General features: G+C 65.2%; 17 protein-coding genes. 2 read left to right on the top strand and 15 right to left on the bottom strand.

Annotated features, from left to right (window positions below; all coding sequences use genetic code 11):
• Positions 1–68 precede the first annotated feature (68 nt).
• Positions 69–731, bottom strand: a complete 663-nt coding sequence (locus ACVOLV_RS05605; RefSeq protein WP_481553585.1) for a response regulator transcription factor — start codon at positions 729–731, stop codon at positions 69–71.
• 111 nt (positions 732–842) lie between these two features.
• Entirely contained in the window at positions 843–1640 is a 798-nt protein-coding gene (locus tag ACVOLV_RS05600; RefSeq protein WP_481553536.1) for a 3-hydroxybutyrate dehydrogenase, read from the bottom strand.
• A 116-nt stretch (positions 1641–1756) separates the two neighbouring features.
• Between ACVOLV_RS05600 and ACVOLV_RS05595 the strand changes: the two genes are divergently transcribed.
• Together ACVOLV_RS05595 and ACVOLV_RS05590 are read left to right on the top strand one after the other, a co-directional pair.
• Entirely contained in the window at positions 1757–3589 is a 1833-nt protein-coding gene (locus tag ACVOLV_RS05595; protein WP_481553535.1) for a 3-hydroxybutyrate oligomer hydrolase family protein, read from the top strand.
• Between the two features lie 200 nt (positions 3590–3789).
• The gene (locus ACVOLV_RS05590; protein WP_296250704.1) at positions 3790–4392 is read left to right on the top strand and encodes a HutD/Ves family protein; all 603 of its coding nucleotides are present in this window, start codon (positions 3790–3792) and stop codon (positions 4390–4392) included.
• Between the two features lie 87 nt (positions 4393–4479).
• Here the strand turns inward: ACVOLV_RS05590 and ACVOLV_RS05585 are convergent, their stop codons facing one another.
• From ACVOLV_RS05585 to ACVOLV_RS05525, 13 genes are all read right to left on the bottom strand, one after another.
• On the bottom strand, positions 4480–6090 hold the full coding sequence (locus tag ACVOLV_RS05585; RefSeq protein WP_481553534.1) for a sulfite reductase subunit alpha: 1611 nt from the start codon (positions 6088–6090) through the stop codon (positions 4480–4482).
• The gene (locus ACVOLV_RS05580) at positions 6087–7067 is read right to left on the bottom strand and encodes an FAD:protein FMN transferase (protein ID WP_481553584.1); all 981 of its coding nucleotides are present in this window, start codon (positions 7065–7067) and stop codon (positions 6087–6089) included. Before ACVOLV_RS05580 ends, ACVOLV_RS05585 begins: the two co-directional genes overlap by 4 nt.
• Before the next feature lie 177 nt (positions 7068–7244).
• Positions 7245–8051 (bottom strand): DUF4198 domain-containing protein, encoded by an 807-nt coding sequence (locus ACVOLV_RS05575; protein WP_481553533.1) that lies wholly within the window; start codon positions 8049–8051, stop codon positions 7245–7247.
• 25 nt (positions 8052–8076) lie between these two features.
• Complete coding sequence (locus tag ACVOLV_RS05570; RefSeq protein WP_282272916.1) at positions 8077–8598, bottom strand: DUF2271 domain-containing protein; 522 nt, start codon at positions 8596–8598, stop codon at positions 8077–8079.
• A 25-nt stretch (positions 8599–8623) separates the two neighbouring features.
• On the bottom strand, positions 8624–9268 hold the full coding sequence (locus ACVOLV_RS05565; RefSeq protein WP_282272918.1) for a PepSY-associated TM helix domain-containing protein: 645 nt from the start codon (positions 9266–9268) through the stop codon (positions 8624–8626).
• Between the two features lie 313 nt (positions 9269–9581).
• On the bottom strand, positions 9582–11996 hold the full coding sequence (locus tag ACVOLV_RS05560; protein ID WP_481553532.1) for a TonB-dependent receptor domain-containing protein: 2415 nt from the start codon (positions 11994–11996) through the stop codon (positions 9582–9584).
• Positions 11997–12114: 118 nt separating this feature from the next.
• Positions 12115–12528, bottom strand: coding sequence for a hypothetical protein (locus ACVOLV_RS05555; RefSeq protein ID WP_481553531.1), 414 nt, complete (start codon positions 12526–12528; stop codon positions 12115–12117).
• 111 nt (positions 12529–12639) lie between these two features.
• The gene (locus ACVOLV_RS05550; RefSeq protein ID WP_481553530.1) at positions 12640–13353 is read right to left on the bottom strand and encodes a tetratricopeptide repeat protein; all 714 of its coding nucleotides are present in this window, start codon (positions 13351–13353) and stop codon (positions 12640–12642) included.
• Positions 13350–14042, bottom strand: a complete 693-nt coding sequence (locus tag ACVOLV_RS05545; protein ID WP_481553529.1) for a Fe2+-dependent dioxygenase — start codon at positions 14040–14042, stop codon at positions 13350–13352. Before ACVOLV_RS05545 ends, ACVOLV_RS05550 begins: the two co-directional genes overlap by 4 nt.
• 75 nt (positions 14043–14117) lie before the next feature.
• Positions 14118–16421 carry a TonB-dependent receptor gene (locus ACVOLV_RS05540; RefSeq protein WP_481553528.1) on the bottom strand — a complete coding sequence of 768 codons (2304 nt, stop codon included), beginning with the start codon at positions 16419–16421 and terminating at the stop codon, positions 14118–14120.
• Between the two features lie 119 nt (positions 16422–16540).
• Positions 16541–16972, bottom strand: coding sequence for a hypothetical protein (locus ACVOLV_RS05535; RefSeq protein ID WP_481553527.1), 432 nt, complete (start codon positions 16970–16972; stop codon positions 16541–16543).
• Between the two features lie 293 nt (positions 16973–17265).
• Positions 17266–17598: a non-heme iron oxygenase ferredoxin subunit gene (locus ACVOLV_RS05530; RefSeq protein ID WP_303749185.1), complete on the bottom strand. Its 333-nt coding sequence runs from the start codon at positions 17596–17598 to the stop codon at positions 17266–17268.
• Positions 17595–18131, bottom strand: a complete 537-nt coding sequence (locus ACVOLV_RS05525; protein ID WP_303749186.1) for a GNAT family N-acetyltransferase — start codon at positions 18129–18131, stop codon at positions 17595–17597. Before ACVOLV_RS05525 ends, ACVOLV_RS05530 begins: the two co-directional genes overlap by 4 nt.
• Between the last annotated feature and the right edge of the window lie 247 nt (positions 18132–18378).

Raw genomic sequence — 18378 nt, 5'->3', positions numbered from 1 at the left:
CTGGCCGCGGCTTGCCAGTTCGATAGCTTCGCGGTTGACACCGCTCCCACAAGAATCAAAAGCCTTGACTACAGCGCCTGTCGCGCCGGGTCGCTCAATTCCAGCTCACGCAGCACCACGCTGGCCTGGGTGCGGTTGCGCACCCCCAGCCGCTCGAAGATGGCGGAAAGATGCGCCTTGACCGTGCGTTCCTGTACATCCAGACGGTCGGCGATCTGCTTGTTGAGCAGGCCTTCGGCGACCAGCGCCAGTACGCGGAACTGCTGCGGTGACAGGCTCGCCAGGCGCGCCGCCAACTCGCTGTCGTGGCTGGAAGACTGTGCACGCGAGACCGAAGCGCGCAACGAGGCTGGCAGCCATTGCTCGCAGGCCATCACGCTGCGAATTGCCTCGCGCAACTCGTTCAAGCCCGAACTCTTGGGCAGGTAACCCGCAGCGCCGTGATCGAGCGCACGTCGCACCACGCGCGGATCATCATTGGCTGAAACCACGATCACCGCCACGCCAGGGTGCTGGGCACGGATCGCGGCCAGACCGGCCAGGCCATGATTGCCCGGCATGTGCAGGTCGAGCAGGATCAGGTCGGTATCCGGTGCGGCATCCAGGGCGGCGAGCACCCCTTCCAGCGTTTCGGCCTCGCGGACCTGCAGTTCACTGACGGCCTCGCTGGCGGCCTGCCGCAGGGCGGCGCGGAACAGGGGATGGTCGTCGGCAATCAACAGGCTGGGCATGGCAGTGCTAACAGGATGGAAGGAAGCGGGTGCCGGCTGCTCGGCAGCGTGCACCCGTGGCAGTATGCCGTGGATTTCAGCCATTGCCCGCTTCCTCCTGCATTTCCAGACTTACTGCGCGGTCCAGCCGCCGTCCATCGGCATCGCCGCGCCGGTCAGGTTGTGCGCCTCGCGGCGGCACAGCCACACCACCATCGCGCCGATGTCTTCTGGTAGTGACATGCGCAGGCTGGGCTGCTTTTCTTCCAGCAGGGCGCGCACGCCGTCGTCGCGGCTGCCGCCATTGCGGTGTGCCTGGATCTGCGGCTCGATCAGCGGGGTTTCCACCCAGCCCGGGCAGACGCAGTTGACGGTGACGCCACCGCTGTCACGGCTGCCTGCCGCGGCGTATTCCAGTGCGGCGACCTTGCTCAGGCCAACGATGCCGAACTTGCTGGCTACGTAAGGAGCCTTGTTCTTGGAGGCGACCAGACCGTGTACCGAGGCGATGTTGACCACCCGGCCATAGCCACGCTCGGCCATGCCCGGCAGCGCCTGCTGCATGGTGTGGAAGGCCGCGCTGAGGTTGATGGCGATGATGTCGTCCCACTTCTGCGGCGGCTGCTCGGCCAAGGGCGCGGCGTGCTGGATGCCGGCGCAGTTCACCAGGATGTCGATGTTGCCCCAGGCCTGCACGGCTTCGAGCATGTGCGCGATCTGGTCGGGCTTGCGCAGGTCGGCATCGAAATGCTGCGATTCGCTGCCTGCATCGGTGACGCTCTTCAGCGCCGCCTCGATCTGCTCGGCGCTGCCGAGGCCATTGATGGCCACGCGCGCACCGGCGCTGGCCAGGGCCTGGGCGATGGCCAGGCCGATGCCGGAGGTACTGCCGGTCACCAATGCGGTGCGGCCTTGCAGGAAGCGGTCCATGGGGAACTCCGATTTGTTGCTTTGGGGGATGGTGGAAACCTAGCAGCCGTGGCGCTAAAAGCGTGTGGTACTTAAGTACGATGAGAGGGCTGCTGCGGCTCTGCTAGGGTGCGTCCATGAGCCAAACCCTACTGCGCGCCGCCTGCGGCCTATTCGTCGGACTGAGCCTGGCTTCCTGTGCCAGCGGCCCAGCATCCAAGTCCGTGGAGCCTTCCATGTTCAGCAACGAACTCCGCAGCGAACACCGCGGCAGTGACGACCTGCTTACCGCCGGGCTCGGCCTGGCCGGGCTGCGCAGCATGGCGCCGCCGGCATTTGCCGACGCCAGTGCGCCAACCGTCGATGAGCTGCGCCGGCGGGCGATGTGGGGAAGCTGGCGCGGTATTGCCGACCTCGCTCCCGGCGGTGGCTACGGCGAACTGTTCGGCAGCCTGCAGAGCGTGCCCGGCCGCGAGTATTCGGCGTTCGCCCGCCTGCCTGGCGCCAAGCAACCGCATCGCGTGCTGGCACAGGTGCCGGACAACTTCGATACCGGCAAGCGCTGCGTGCTGGTCGCACCGGCGTCGGGCTCGCGCGGCATCTATGGCGCCGTGTCGGTCGCCGCTGCCTGGGGCCTGCCCAAGGGCTGTGCCGTGGTCTATACCGACAAGGGCGCGGGCAGCGATTATTACGATCTGAACGCGCAGGTTGGCGTGCGTGCGAATGGCACGGTTGGTGCCTTGGGTGAGGTGAGTGATCTCGCCTTCGTGCCGGATGCGCCGATCAATGCTTCGGGCGTTGCGTTCAAGCACGCACATTCCAAGGACAATCCGGAGGCTGATTGGGGCCGGCACGTAAAGCAGGCCGCCGAGTTCGCGCTGCTGGCATTGGCAGAAGCCTATCCGCAGGCTGCGCCTTTCACGTTTGAGAACACCCGCATCGTTGCCGTCGGTATCTCCAACGGTGGCGGTGCGGTGCTGCGTGCGGCCGAGTTGGAGGGCGATTGGCTGGACGCCGTGGTGGCGGGCGAGCCGAGCATCTATTCCAGCGGCCCGGGCGCACGCGCGTTGTACGACTACACCACCGAAGCGGCATTGTTGATGCCGTGTGCGCAGCTGCACATGAGCAACCTGCCGCAGCCGCCGATGACCGCTGCCCTGCAGGCCGGTGCCGCAGTGCGCTGCGCGACGCTGGCGACCGAAGGCGTTATCAGCGGCGCTACCCCGGCTGCGCAGGCCAAGGCGGCGTACGACCTGATGCTGAGCAAGGGTTGGACCGATGCATCGCTGCGTGCGGGCGCCTTGTCCACCGGCTTTGATCTGTGGCGTGCGATTGCTGCGACCTATGCATCGGCTTATGGCCGTTTTGGCGTGGGCGAGCATCCCTGCGGTTTCAACTTCGCCGCACAGAATGCTGACTTCTCGCCACGCGCGGCGACGTCGATCGAGCGGGCCGCATGGATCTCCGATGGCAGCGGCATCCCACCGGGCGCAGGCGTCGGCCTGCTCGACAGCAAAGTCGCCCTGCCGGACCTGACCTATGCCGGGCTGAGATGTCTGCGCGCTCTGTGGGACGGGCAGGGCGAAGACGCCAAGCGCGTGCAGGCGGGCATCCAGGCCACGCATGCCGGCGTGCCGCGCAAGGGCCTGCCGGTGATGGTGGTGCACGGTGCCGATGATGGTCTGATTCCGCCGGCTTTCAGCAGCGCGCCATATGCGGCAGCGGCCAAGGCTGCCGGGCGCGAGGTGAGCTATTGGAAGGTGCAGAACGTGCAGCACTTCGATGGTTTCCTCGGCCTGCCGGATTACGGCTCGCGTTACCTGCCGCTGTTGCCGTACGTCTATGAGGCGTTGGACCGGGTGCAGGCGCGCCTGGACAAGGGCACGGCCTTGCCGGCTGATGCGGTGATCGTGACCACCCCGCGGGCGGGCAAGCCGTTGACGGCTGAGAACCTGGCGATGCCGAAGTAAGCAAGGCTTCTGCCCCCTCCCTTTTGCATAGCAAAGGGGAGGGTTGGGGAGGGGGTGCTTTGAACCCCCTCCCTTTGCCGAAGGCAAGGGGAGGGCTGGGGAGGGGTTGCCGTTGCCTTGGGCTGTTGGATCCGTGGCTTCGCGGCTCACGCCGCTCCCACAAAAAAGCAGTCGCTGCGCGCTGATGGCATCATTGCCCGATGCATACACTGAACTCTCCTTCCCGCGTCATCCCCTCCGCCCTCTACCAGCGCGAGCGCTGGCGCAATGGTCTGGGTTGGACGCGCGAAATCCTGCGGCTGCCCGAGCAGGGTGATTGGCAGCTGCGGCTATCCATCGCCGAGATCGAACAGGACGCGGCGTTCTCCGCCTTCCCGGGTGTCGAACGTGAGCTTGTATTACTGCAGGGCGAAGGCCTGCGCCTGCGCTTCGCCGATGGCCGTTGCGAAACCCTGCTGCCGCCGTATCAGCGCCTGCGCTTCGCTGGCGAGGCGGAGCTGGTGGGTGAACTGGTCGATGGCGTGACCCAGGATTTCAACCTGATGTGGCGGCGTGAGGCGCTGCAAGCCGAGCTGCTGCATCGCCCCTTGGTTGGCAACATGCTGTTCTTCACCGAGCCGCAGGCCGCGTGGGCGATCCATCTATTGGCCGGGCAGGCCGAGTTCGAGGGTGGCGTGCTGCCGGCAATGTCGGCGGGCGATACCGCCTGGTTGGGGGCGGGCGAGCGGCAGCGTTACACGCTCAGCGGCGGCGGTGAGCTGCTGGCGATAAAGGTAGCCCCGGCTGTTGTAGGAGCGGCGTGAGCCGCGAAGCCAAAGAACCAACAGCGCAAGGCAACGGCAACCCCTCCCCAACCCTCCCCTTTGCTGCGCAAAAGGGAGGGGGCAGAGCTAGTACACGTCGCGGCGGTAGCGGCCGGCTATGCGTAATGCTTGATGCGCATCTTCGCCAATCGCGTCGACGATGACCTTGTCCACCGCCGGGGCCATGCCTTGCAGGCTGCCGCAGACCAGGATGGTGGCGCCGTCATCCAGCCATTGCCGTAGCAGCTCGCCATGCGCCGCCAGCGCGTCCTGCACGTAGTGGAACTGACCATCATCGCGGCTGAAAACGGTGTCCAGTCGCTCGATTCCGCCCTCGCGCTGCCATTGCTGCAGCTCGGTACCAAAATGGAAATCGTGGGCGGCATTGCGTTCGCCAAACAGCAGCCAGTTGCGTCGCGCGCCGGCATCGATGCGTGCACGCAGATGTGCGCGCAGGCCGGCAATGCCGGTGCCATTGCCGATCAGGATCAACGGTGCGGCATTGCCTGGTGGATGGAAGTTGCTGTTGCTGCGCAGGCGCAGATCAATGCTGTCGCCGATCTGTGTGTAGTCACACAACCAACCGCTGGCCAGGCCCGGTGTGCCGTCCGGACGCAGTTGCCGGCGCAACATCAGTTGCAGGCTGCCTTCGCCTGGCATCGAGGCAATCGAGTACTCGCGGTGCGGCAGTGGCTTGAGGTTGGCGGCAAGTGCATTGGCGTCGTGGTTGTCGACGCTGTCGGGCAGATGGGATTGGGCGAGGGCATCGCGCAGTGAACGGCCATCGGCAAGCATGGCTGCAGCATCGAAGCCGTTCGCCTGCAGCCACTGCGTCACCGCGGCAGTAGATTGACGTGGGCCGATCTCGGCGATATCGCCAGCCTGCCAGGTCGGCAGCTTTCCGTCCGCGGGCTGCAGCTGCAGGTGGAATACCTGGCCGCCAACGCTGTCGGGATTAAGCACGTCGCGCTGGCGCAGCAGCCACGACTGGTAGGCCGGTGCACTCCAGTCGGTTGCGTTGGCGGCTTCGCCACCCAGCTGGCCCAGCAGCTGCTGCCAATGGCGCAGCGCGTCGACATCGGCGTTGTCCACTTCCACTGTATCGAACAGCGGCTGTGCGCCATGCGTGCGCAGCCACTCATCGAGCTGATGGCCGAACGCGCAGTATTGCTCGTAGGTTTTGTCGCCCAAGGCCAGCACGGCGTACTGCAGCTGCGGCAGTTTCAGTGGTTGCGGCATCACCCGGCTGAGGAAGGCGAGTGCGTGGTCCGGTGGATCGCCTTCACCGGTGGTGGCGGCGATGAACAAGGCCTGGCGGCTACTGGCGAGCAGGCCTGCATCAACCTGGTCGATGGCACGCAGTCGGGTCTTGTGGCCGGCGCCGCGTAGATGCGCGGCGGTGCGTTGTGCCAGTTGCTGGGCAAAGCCGGTCTGGCTTGCCCACACCACCAGGATTGGCGGCTCCTTGCTGTCGCTCGTGTCGTCATCGCGCTGGCGGGTACACCACCACAATGCGAAACAGGCCGCCGCGTAGATCGCCAAAGCTGCCAGTGCCATCCACCATTGCGGCGCAAGCGGCGCGGCCGGCCACCAGCGTTCGCCCAGATGCAGACTCAGCAGCAACAGCGCGATCAGCAGCAGGCCCAGGCCAACGGCGAGATTGCCGAGCAGTGCGCGCGTGGAGCGGTTGGGGTTCATTGCGTGCTGGGGTCCAGGTAACGCTGGAAGGCGGGGGTCATGGTTTCCACGAGCCCAGTATCGGCGCGGGTGATGAAACGTGCAGCCAGATCATGTTGGTTGGCGAAGGCCAGGCCTTCATCGGCGCCCATCACGGTGAGTGCGGTGGCCCAGGCATCGGCGTGCATGGCGTCGCGCGCGATCACCGTGACCGCTGCAGCGGCACGGCTGACCGGTGCATGGCTGCGTGGATCCAGCGTGTGGCTATAGGACACGCCGTCGCGTTCGAACTGGTGCCAGCGGTCGCCGGAAGTGGCTACCGCCAGATCATCGAGCGCCAGCACGCGCGGCGGATACTCGGCGCCGGCGTCTTCTTCCGGTGCGGATTCGACCAGCACACGCCAGGGTTGGCCGTCGGGCTTCAAACCGTAGCCGTGCAGTTCGCCACCGACTTCGACCAGCGCGGCGCTGATGCCGATACGGCGCAGCCAGCGGCTGACCAGATCCACGCCGTAGCCTTTGGCGATGGCCGATAGGTCCAGTTGCAGGCCGCCGGGTTGCAGCGCGCTTTGTGTCTGCGGTTCCAGCTGCAGTTTGTTCCAGCCGCAGCGAGCGGCAACCTCGGCCAGATGCGCGGAATCAGGTACGACCTGCGCGCCCGCATCGGCGCCAAAGCCCCACAGCGCGACCAGCGGACCGATGCTGGGATCGAAGGCGCCGGCGCTGCGTTCGGCGATGTCGCGCGCGCTGCTGAGCACGTTCCAGAAATCATCGGGCAGCGCGTGCCAGCTGTCTGCGCCGGCGCGGTTGTAGCGGCTGATGTCCGAGTCGGCTTCCCAGGTGCTCATCTGCGCGACCACGCGGTCGAGCTCGGCCTGGATGCCGGCATGCAGCGGATGCAGGTCACGGCTGCGCGCAACGACCAGCTTGACGCTCCAGCTGGTGCCCATGGTGTGGCCGCCAAGGGCGGCGATGTCGGAGTTGGAGGACATCGGTATCGGAAACTGTCTGGGTGCAGTTGGTCCCTTCTCCCGCAGGCGGGAGAAGGTGCCCCGAAGGGGCGGATGAGGGGAGCTTTTGCTTCTCTCGGCCAACTGCGAACTTCAAGAGTCCGACTCCGGCCTTGCCCTCACCCCAACCCCTCTCCCGCATGCGGGAGAGGGGCTTTTAGAGCATTACTGCGGCAGCACTTCCAGCGTGCCTACGTAGCTCAGGCGGCGGACGGCGGCCTGCGGGATCGAGGTCTTGTTGTCCTCGGTGCCGGTTTCCAGCCAGTACATGCCAGCCTGCGGCCAGGTCACCGAGAACTCGCCGTTGGCGTCGGTGGTGACCTTGATCTCTTCCTGGGCGTTGCGGTAACGGGTGCCACCACGGGTGATCTCGACTTCCAGACCAGCGTGCGGCTTGCCATCAACCAGCAGCTTGAACTTGGCCTGCTCACCAGCGAACAGGTCGTTCGGGTGGCCCAGGGCAACCAGTTCCATGCCCTTGCCGGTCGGCGCCAGCGCAGTGTTGTTCGGCTTGCCGTTGGTGACGAAGGTTTCAATGCGGCCGGCGGTCTCGGAGACCTTCAGGTCCTTGGCGTCCTTCGGCACTTCAGTTGCGAAGGTGGCGGCGGTACCGCGCCAGCGCTTGGGCTTGCCGTCTTCCTGCCAGTTGGCCGACAGGCCGGCATTGACGGTAGCCAGGCGGTAGGTGCCCTGCTGGGTCAGTTCGACGTCGAACACGCTGCGGTACTTGCCGGTGGCCGCGTTCTGCGGCTGCACGCTGCTGCCGTCCGGTGCGGTGATCACCAGGTTGTCCAGGCGCAGCGGTACGTGGTTGAAGTAGAACAGGTCGTTGGACACGGCCGCGTCCACGGTGATCCACGGGTTGGTACCGGCAATCACGGTCTGCGACGGCTGCAGCCAGGCCTTGTGGGCGGCGGCGGAGAAGGGCAGCACGGCGGCAATGGTGGCAGCAAGCAGGAGGGAACGCTTCATCGGTTGGCTCCGTTGGTAATGGGGATCAGGGCTTGACGGCAAGGGTGACGGCGCCGAGTTCGGAGGTGCCTTGGGCACTGCCGTTCTGCGCGGCACGGGCCGGCCAGGTGAAGGGAATCTTGACCAGTTCGCGGCCGCCGACTTCACGTGCGGCTTCCACTACCAGCGAGTACTGGCCGGCGGGCAGGGCGCGCAGCTGCGGCTGGCGGTCGCTGAAACTGAGCTGGTGCTTGCCGACCGGGCGGGTCGGGCCGGTGACGCCATCGACCGGCACCTGCAGGGTACGGCCGGACTTGCGCCACCACTGGCGCAGGTCCGGCAGCCACTTGGTGCCGTGGCCTTCGGCGGTGTCGCGGAGCTGGTACCAGACCGACAGGTTGGCGGCGACCTGCTGGTCGGCACCTTCGATCCACACCGCGACATACGGGCGGTGATATTCGGCCACGTTGAGCTTGGGCACTTCGACGTTGACGTCGAGGCTGGCGGCGTAGGCGGCGGGAGCGGTGGCAATCAAACCGCTCAGGGCGATGGTCAGGGTGACGCGCATGGTGCGACTCCGGGAAGAATGACGGTCAATGGATGAGGAGCAGGGCGATCAGCAGCGGGATCAGCAGGCCCAGGCCGACCAGCGGCCAGGTCATGCGCCGCTGCCGCGCATGCAGGTGCAACAGGAACAGGCCGGTGATGCAGAACACCAGGCAGGCCACCGCGAACACGTCGAGGAACCAGCCCCAGCCCGGGCCCGCGTTGCGGCCCTTGTGCAGGTCATTGAAGTAGGAAACCCAACCGCGGCGAGTCTTCTCGAACTCCACCGCGCCGGTTTCGCGGTCGATGCTCAGCCAGGCATCACTGCCAGGGCCGGGCATGGACAGATAGATTTCTTCCGGCGACCACTCGGCCTCGCGGCTGCCGATGGACACTTCCAGACGATTGGACAACCAGTCGGCCACGCGTGCCGGCAGCGGTGCATTGCCGTCTTCGCGATCACCCAGGGCCTTGAGCACCGGGGCAGGGAGTTCCAGTTGCTGGTTCTGCACCTGCGGCTTGGCTTCGATCTTGGACGCGTGGTTCAAGGTGATGCCGGTCAGGGAGAACAACAGCATGCCGATCAGGCAGACTGCCGAGCTGATCCAGTGCCACTGATGCAAGGTGCGCAACCAGAAACCACGGCTGGCCTGTTGTTGCACGGTGGTGGCGGTGCTGCGGTCTGCGGACACGGGAATCGGGATTATGAAAGGACGACGATTAGAGCACTAATGAGAATGATTCGCAATTTGTGCGGTGCATTGCCCCCTCCCCCTGCCGCAGGCAAGGGGAGGGTTTGGGAGGGGTAGCTTTTGATCTGGCTGTTGCTTTGGTTCTTCGCGGAATGCAAGAAGCCAAGTCAAAAGCTACCCCTCCCCAGCCCTCCCCTGTGCGTTGCACAAGGGAGGTAGTTGCTCTGCTTGTGCTGGAAACGTTTGTGGGGCTGCGGCGTTGACAGGCGGGGGTGGGCAAACGCTCAGCGCTGCCCGTGCCCAGCTACACCAATCAGAACTTCGCGTTCAACGAGAGCCAGTAGCTGCGGCGCTGTTCCTTCACCGCGTAGTCGTCAACGCAGCTGTACTCGCTGGGCGAGGTGAGCACGCAGGACTGCGAGACGAAGTCCTTGTCGAACAGGTTGTTGACGCGTGCATTGACGGTCAGCCAATCGTTGAGCTTCCAGCTGCCACCCAGGTGGAAGGTGGTGTAGTCCTCGTAGTAGCGCACGGTTGAGCTGGTGACGCCGCCCAGGTTGGAGAGCAGCGTGTCGCGGTAACGGTCGTAGCGGCCTTCGCCGATCAGGCTGAGGCTGATGGCGTCGTTGAGCTGCCAGTTCAGGCTGGCATTGGCCATGTGCTTGGCCGGGTTGCCGGCGATCGGCTGGCCCTTGGTGGCGCCGCTGGTCTGCTCGCTTTTGGTGTAGGTGTAGTTGCCGCGTAGCTGCAGGTTGTCCAGCAGGTCGACGTGGCTGGCCAGTTCAACGCCGCGGGTCTCGGCTTTGTCCAGGTTCACGCTCTGGCTGAAAACGCTGTACCCAAGTGCCGCCCAGCCCGGGCCCACGTCCACGCATCGGCCGCTGTTGGCAGGTGCCACTTCGCAGTTGGCGAAGCTGCCGCCGCTGGCGATCTTGTCGTCGAAGCGGTTGAGGAAGGCAGTGGCGTTGAAGCCCCAGCGGCCGCCGTCGTAATAGGTGGCGATTTCATAGTTGGTGCTGGTTTCGGGCTTCAGGTGAGGTGAGCCGACAAGCGGGGTCACGCCCTGGCCACCAAAGCCGGTGACACCCGGGAACAGCTGGTCCGGACGCGGGGTCTTATAGCCAGTGCTGACGCCGCCCTTGACGGTCCAGGCATCGCTGGCATTCCACACCAGGTAGGCACGCGGGCTGACATGGCTGCCGAAGATGTTGTGGTGGTCATAGCGCAGGCCGAGCGTGGCGGTAAGCGCATCGGTGAACGCCCAGTTGTCCTCGGCGAACACCGACCAGGTGCGATGCTTCTGCTTGACGTTGTCGCGGTAGCCATTACCGTCCATGCCGAACACGCCGTCGGTCATGTCGGTGTTGTTGTACTGGCCGCCAACGGTGACCTTGTGTGCGCCAAAGCTCAGGTCGAGCATGGTGTCCAGCACCATCGCGTCCAGTTCCATGGTGCGCAGCGGGCGTGGCAGGAAGGCCTGCAGGCGTGCACGTTCGGCGTCATTGAGCACCGACAGGTTACCGCTGGTCATGTTGCAGTTGGCGGCCTGGCCGCGGCGGCGGCAGACGTCGTTCCACAGGGTCTGCAGGTCGGCGCGCTCGTCCAGGGTCAGCGGCAAGGAGCGCCCCAGGTTGTTGCTCTGGGTGCGCGACAGGCTGGTCTGCCAGGTGCCGAAGTCGTAGCGGCCCTGATGGGTCAGCGACAGCTGGTCCAGCTCATAGCGCTGGTAAGCGGTGTAGCCCACGCGCGGCTGCACGACGCGGCGGGTGGTGGTGCCACCGCTGCCGTTGGGAATGGTGGCCACGCCACTGCGCCACAGGCTTTCGGCGCTGTCCAGGGTGCCGGTCTGGCCCTTGCTGTTGTCGTACTTCTGGCGCGAGACGTCGTAGTCCAGCCACAGGTCGTGGTTGTCACTGGCCTTGAAGTTCAGGCGGATGCCGCTGTTCCAGTTGGTGTTGGCCACGGCTTTGCCGCCGCCGCCAAAACCAAGTGCGCGTTCCCACTGACTGCCATCGGGCAGCGGCAGGGAGTCCCATTCCGGGCTTGATTCGTCGATGTCATACCAGCTGCCGCGCACGCTCATGCCGAGGCGGTCCTTGATCAGCGGGCCGCTCAGGTAGACGTCGGTGGTGCGCGCATCGCCGAACGCATCTTCCTGCTGCACGGTGAAGCCCTGGGTCACCGAACCGTGCCATTCGCTCTGGTTGCGACGGGTGATGATGTTGATCACCCCGCCCATGGCGTCGGCACCGTACAAGGTCGACATCGGACCGCGCACCACTTCGATGCGTTCGATGGCATCCAACGGCGGCATATAGGCAAACTGGCCACCGCCGAAGTTGTTCGGGTACAGGTTGCCGACGTTGCTCTGGCGGCGACCGTCGATCAGCACCAGCGTGTATTCGGATGGCATGCCGCGCATCGAGATGGTGGCGCGACCGTTCTTGTCGGTGGTTTCCATGCCGACGTCGATGCCTTCAACATCGCGCAGTGCGTCGACCAGGCTGGTGTAGGGACGCAGTGCCAGTTCCTCGCGGCTGACCACGCTGATGCTGGCCGGCGCGTCGGTAATCTTCTGCTCGAAGCCACTGGCGGTGACGACGACCTTGTCCAGCGTGGTCGGCGCGCCGCTGCCGTTGGCATGGGCGCTGGCGCTGATGGCGCCGAGCACGGCGAGGCTGAGCAGGTGGCGGGAAACGGACACACGGTGACGCTGGCGCAGGGCCATGGGAATACCTCGGTCAAGGAAATACGCGTTGCAGCCGTCAGCACCGCAGGCGCGCACGCGTGCAGGGACGAGCTGGGAAGAAGAGAGGGGTAAAGCGGAAACGACTACGCGCGGAGCGTCAGCTCAGCGGTGGCGCCTGCCCACGTTGTTGGCGCGGACTGGCCAGCGCATGGGCAATGACCGGCGCCGAGGCCGGGATGGGCATGCGGATGGGAATGAGATCGTCCGCTGCGGACAGCAGCTGCTGGACGCTTGGCAGTGGCAGGGCGGCGCGTGGTGCGCGCAGCTGTGCTACCCGGCGCAGCTTGGCCGGGCTTTCTTCTTCCAGGTGGCGTTCGCCGCCTTGACGTTCTTCCGCTGGCTCCGACGCGTGGCCGTTCTGGGCCAGGCCGAGCCGGGAAAACTGGGTGCCGCTCTGGCACAAGGCGGCCAGCAGCGACAACAGCAACAGCATGCACAAAGCCAGCGGACGCAGGCTGACAGCGCCGGAAACGGCGTTGTTCTGTGCGTGCTGGCGCTGTGGTTGCTGCATTCGTATCCCCGGATTGCGGACGCGGCGACAGGGGCCGGCGTTCGCGGTGCGGCATTGTAGATACGATTCGTTAACTTTTGCAAATGAGAATTGCTATCAATATGACGAATATCAATCGTCTGCTTCCAGCAGTGCGCGGATCACCGCATGTGGTGAACTGGCAAGCTGTGGCCGGATCTGCTGCAGGAACGAAGGGCTGCCATGTGCCAAGGCCTTGCCCAGCCACAAGGCTGCTTCATCAACCTGGCCGGCGGCGAGCAGCAGGGAAGCGTGGCTGGCTTGTCCACGAAAATCTCCCGCCTCTGCAGAGCGCAGGTACCACGCCGGGGCGGCCGTCGGGTTGGCCGTGACACCGCGGCCTTCTTCCAGGCAGCGCCCGACCAGATTCATTGATTTTGCGTGGCCAGCGTAGGCTGCACGCAGGTACAGCGCATATGCACCGGTTTCATCCTTGGCTACACCGCGGCCGGTCGCCTGCAGGTTGGCCAGGTTGTACATGCCCCAGTCCAGGCCGCTGTCGGCAGCTTTGCGATACCAGACCGCCGCCAGTTCGTGATTCACCGCGGTGCCTTGGCCCAACTCATGGCAGCGCCCGAGCATGTTCATGGCCAACGGCAAGCCGCCATTGGCGGCGCGTTCGAACCATGCCTTGCCGGTGCTGACGTCGATGGGCCGGCCGCGGCCTTCCATGCAGGCCTGGCCCAACAGGAACTGGGCAACGGCATCGCCGGCCTGCGCGCGCTGCTGCAGCGCCTGCAATGCAGCGTCGGGGTCGTCGGCCAGTTGCTGCAGCAATGCGTGGATGTCGAGGTCGTGGTCGCTCACGCCTCGGCCCATTGCCGCAGCAGGTTGTGGTACACGCCGGTCAGGCTGACCAGCGAGGGGTGTTGCGGGTGATCATGGGTGAGCTGCCGTACCGAGTTGTCCAACTCCCACAGCAGGCGCCGATGGCCGTCATCGCGGATCATGCTCTGAATCCAGAAGAACGATGCCACGCGTGCGCCGCGTGTTACTGGCGTGACCTGGTGCAGGCTGGTGCCGGGATACAGCACCATGTGTCCTGCGGGCAGCTTCACCCGTTGGTTGCCATAGGTGTCTTCGATGACCAGCTCGCCACCCTCGTACTCGTCCGGATCAGCCAGGAACAGCGTTGCCGACAGATCGGTACGTACCGGCTGCGGATCATTGGGGCGGGTTATGTGGTCGTAGCGGATGGCGTTGTCGACGTGGAAGCCGAAAGTCTGGCCCTGCTGATAGCAATTGAACAGCGGCGGGTAGACCCGCCTCGGCAAGGCTGCCGCAAAAAAAGTGTCGTTGCGTCCCAGCGCATCGAGAATCATCGAACCCAGCGCACGTGCGGCAGGGTCCGATTCGGGTAATTGCAGGTTCTGCTTGGCCTGTGCCGATTGATAACCGGCCGTGGCCTTGCCGTCTGCCCAGCCCGCCTCCTGCAGGCGCTGGCGGGCCAGTGCCACCTGTTCGCGCGTGAGTACGTCGGGGATGTGCAACAGCATGGTGTTCCCTTGTGGAGACGCCCCCGGCAGCTGCCGGGGGCGGGTGGATCCAGAACTGACGATCAGTTGTCTATATCAGAACTTGAAGTTGAAGGTCAGCGTTGCGGCGCGGCCCGGTGCGATCGCCGCGTAGTGCGAAGCATACGCCTTGGTGAAGTACACCTTGTCGGTCAGGTTCTGCACGTTCAACTGCAGGCTGTAGGTGTCATTGAAGGCGTAGCTGGCCATCGCGTCCCAACGGGTGTACGAAGGAATCCACTTGGTGTTGTTGACGTTGCCGTAGACCTTGTCGACGTAGTTGGCGCCGGCACCAACGGTCAGGCCGCGCACGAAGCTCGGCGACCAGGTGGTCCAGATGCTGGCGCTGTGCTTGGCGGTATTCGGGAACACGTTGCCGTTGAACGGCGACGGTACGTAGGCACCGTTGACCAGGGTGAAGCCGTTGTCCTCAACCACGGCATCCAGGTAGGTGTAACCACCGAATACCTGCAAGCCTTCGACGATGGTGCCGCTGATGCCGATTTCGGCACCCTTGACCTTCTTGCGGCCCGCGTTTTCGGTGGTGCCGGCATCGCTGGTGACGCGGGCGTTGTTCATCTCGGTCTGGAAGATGGAGCCGGTCAGCGACAGGCGCTGGTCCAGCAGGTCCCACTTGGTGCCCAGCTCGATGTTGCGGCTGCGCTGCGGTTCCAGGTTCTTGATGGTTGCGCTGATACCGTCGGCGCCATCGCCGGCGTCCATGCCAACCGGCGTGGACGAGGTGCCCCACGACAGGTAGATGCTGCCGTTTTCAGCCGGCTTGAACACCAGGCCGGCCTGGCCATTCCAGAACGACTGGGCATTGCGCAGGTCGCTGGTGCCAGCGGCGATGGCGGCCGGAGTCGGGGTGATCAGGCGTGCATCGTAGTCGTCAAAGCGTACGCCCACGTTCAACAGCCATTGCGGGGTGAACTCCATGGTGTCGAACAGATAGGCAGAACGCGTGCGGTTGGTCTGGCGCACGTCGACTGCAGGGTTGCTGCGGGTGACGGTGTGCGTTGCCGACCACGGATCGTGCGGGTTCGGATTGGCGAAGTCGGTGCAGTTGTAACCGGTGGCGGCGCCGGTGGTGGCGCAGACCTGGTTGCCGGTGATCGGGTTGTTGGTGCCGCCGGTGGTCTGGCCGTTGGGACGGACAACATCGCCGATCAGGTAGCTGCCGCGACGGGTCTTCTCTTCGGAATACTCGATGCCGCCGTTGATGTTGTGCTTGATCGAGCCAGTGCTGAACTCGCCGGTCAGGCTGGTCTGGTTGATGAAGCTTTCAGTGCGTGCCGCGCGGCTGTTGGTACGGCGCCACAAGGTGCCGAACAGGTTCGGATTGCCCTTGCTGTCGTCCGGCTGGGTCCACAGGTAATCATTGGTGGTACGGCCGAAGCGGGCCACGTTGCGCAGGGTGAACGCGCCGAACTCATGCGACAGGTTGGCCGTGGTGATGTCGGCCTTGGTTTCCTGGAAATCGCGATCCACCAGACCGTAGAAGTTGTTGCGGTCCGGCACGATCGGGCTGCCATCGCCGTTCTTGGGGACGTTTACGCCGGTGGTGAACGGGTTGTTGTATGGGAAACCGCCGGCATCGGGCAGGTCGTCGGTTTCCATGTGGTAGTGGCCCAGGGTGAACTGGGTCGGGCCGTTCAGGCCCCACGCGATGGACGGTGCAATACCCCAGCGGCTGACGTTGACTTCGTCGCGGCCGGCGATGTCGCTGTCGTGCTTCATCAGGTTCACGCGGGCGGCAATGCCGTCACCGATCACCGCATTGGCGTCCACGGTGGCGCGCTGGTAGCTGTCGGTACCCAGGCCCACCGAGCCCTGCACGAAATCGCGCAGTTTCGGGGTCTTGCTGACCAGGCTGACGCTGCCGCCAGCCGAACCGCGGCCGCTATAGGCCGAGCTCGGTCCCTTGAGCACTTCGATCTGCTCGATCGCAAACACTTCGCGGGTCTGGCTGCCGACGTCACGCAGGCCGTCCACGTAGATGTCCGACGCCGAGTCGAAGCCACGGATGAACGGACGGTCGCCGGTCGGGTTGCCGCCTTCGCCGGCACCAAAGGTGATGCCCGGTACGGTACGCAGCGCATCCAGCAAGGTGGTGGCGGCGGTCTGCTCGATCACCTGCTGCGAAATCACCGAGACCGACTTGGGCGTATCCAGCAGCGGCGCGGTGAACTTGGAGGACTGCAGGCGCGCCCGTTCGGCGTGTACGTCAACCGCGTCCAGTTCGGTGGCTTTGCGCTGGTCAGTGGCTGCGTCGGCAGCGGTGTCCGGGGCGGCGTGGGCGGCAAGCGGTGCAATGGCGAGCAGCAGGGCAGAAGTGAGCGGGGTACGCACAGGGGTCATGGTTGGACTCGTAGGCAAACAAAGAGGACGCACTGGCAGATCCAGCCAATGCAAAGGGAAACGCAGAAAGGAGACAGGACCGGCGCAGCGCTGGCGCGACGGCAGGGTGAAACGATGGCTCAGGCGCGCGGCGGGGCGTGGCCGGGATTGAGCAGCAGGTAGGGCGCCAACGGATAGCGTTGGGCACGTTCAACCGCGTGCTGCAGCAGCGTGTCGCTGGCGGCAGTCACGAAGACGCGGCTGGGGGTGAACAGAGCGAGCGGAACCGGGCTGGACAGCATCGCTGCCGGCCGTGGCCGGGTCAGGCGTGAGGACTCGCCGCCGGATTCGCTGATGGCGGCCATCTCCAGCGGCGGCTGCGGATGGCCTGGTTCAGGCGAAACCAGAATCTGGTCGAACGCTTCCATTGCCAGCGGGGCGGTGACCACCGCCTTGGCCTGGAATGCCACGGCCCAGACCAGCAACATGCCGAACACCAGCATCAGCCAAGGCAGGCGCCGCCGCACGGTGGCGACAGTCAGCGTTTGAGCCTTGGTGGACGGGGAGGACATGGGGAAAAGCGCAGACCGTTAATTTCGCGTTATCGCGACAGATGCGCATCTTATTGAGAATTGTTTGCGTTTTCAATTCTGAAGTACTGGGTATACCTCAGCTATCTTCCGGGTACGGGGCGGCCGCGAAGGATGAATTGGCGGTTCACGGCAGCGGCCCGGCATCCGCCAGGTTGGACAACGCCTATTCAGGCTGGGGGCTGCTCTGGAGCGGGGGGCCAGATACCGCGGTTTGTCCCGGCTTCTGGGAAAGGACGCGCACGCGTCTCTCTTGCCCCCGTTGGTTGACCAGCTCAGTCGCGATCGTCGCGCGACCAGATGCCGCCGTGTTCGCGTTTGACCGGGAACTTGGGCACGGCCGTATAGGCCGGGGCGCACAGGGCGCGGCCATCGCGGATGTCGAAGCGGGCACCGTGCAGGATGCACTCGATGCTGCCCTCGTCCGGGTCCAAGGTGCCAGAGGACAGCTCGAACTCCTCATGCGTGCACTGGTCTTCCAGCGCATACAGCTCACCGTCCAGATTGAACACGACGATCGGTGAACCGGTCACTTCGTCGAAGCCGGTCTTCATTTCGCCCGGCAGCAGTTCCTCGCTGGCACAGATGAAGGTCCAGGTCTCGCTCATGCGGCAACACCCAGCGGCTTTTCAAGGATCTCGAACTGCAGGTCGTCACGCTTGGGGATGCCGAAGCGCTCATCGCCATACGGGAACGGCTTCTTGATGCCGGTACGCACGTAGCCACGGCGTTCATAGAAGGCGATCAGTTCATCGCGGCAGTCGATCACCGTCATCTGCATGGTCGGCAGCTGCCACTGCTCGGCGGCGTGCTGTTCGGCGCGCTGCATCAACTGCTTGCCGATACCGCCGCCCTGGGCGTTGGGGCTGACCGAGAACATGCCGAAGTAGCCGTGGCCGTTTTCATCGGCGACATGGCAGCAGGCCTGCAGCTGGCCGTCCTGCTCGGCGAGCAGGATCACGCTGCGCGGGCGGTCCAGATCGCCCTGGATGCCAGCTGCGTCAATGCGCTGGCCATCAAGCAGGTCGGCTTCGGTGGTCCAGCCAACACGGGAGGCGTCGCCACGGTAGGCGGAGGTGACCAGGTCGATCAGGGCCGGGATGTCGGCGGCGGTAGCGGGGCGGAAAGTCAGCGTGTTCATGGGCTGCATTCTAGCGCCGGGAGGCGGAACCGACGATGGGAGGTGTCCTGGGCTGTGCTCCCTCCCTTTGCCGCAGGCAAGGGGAGGGTTGGGGAGGGGGGGCTCTCCGCAAGTTGATGCAGCAGAGGCGTCACTTGCGTAGAGCCCCGGCCAGAGAGGCCCGGGGGGGTCAGGGGGGGGCCCCCCCCCCGCCGGGGGGGGGCGCACGCGGGGGGGGGGGGGCCGGCCGGGGCGGCGGCGACCCGGG

This window comes from Stenotrophomonas sp. STEN023, assembly GCF_056760135.1.
This window is presented reverse-complemented; position numbering and strand designations above follow the sequence as displayed.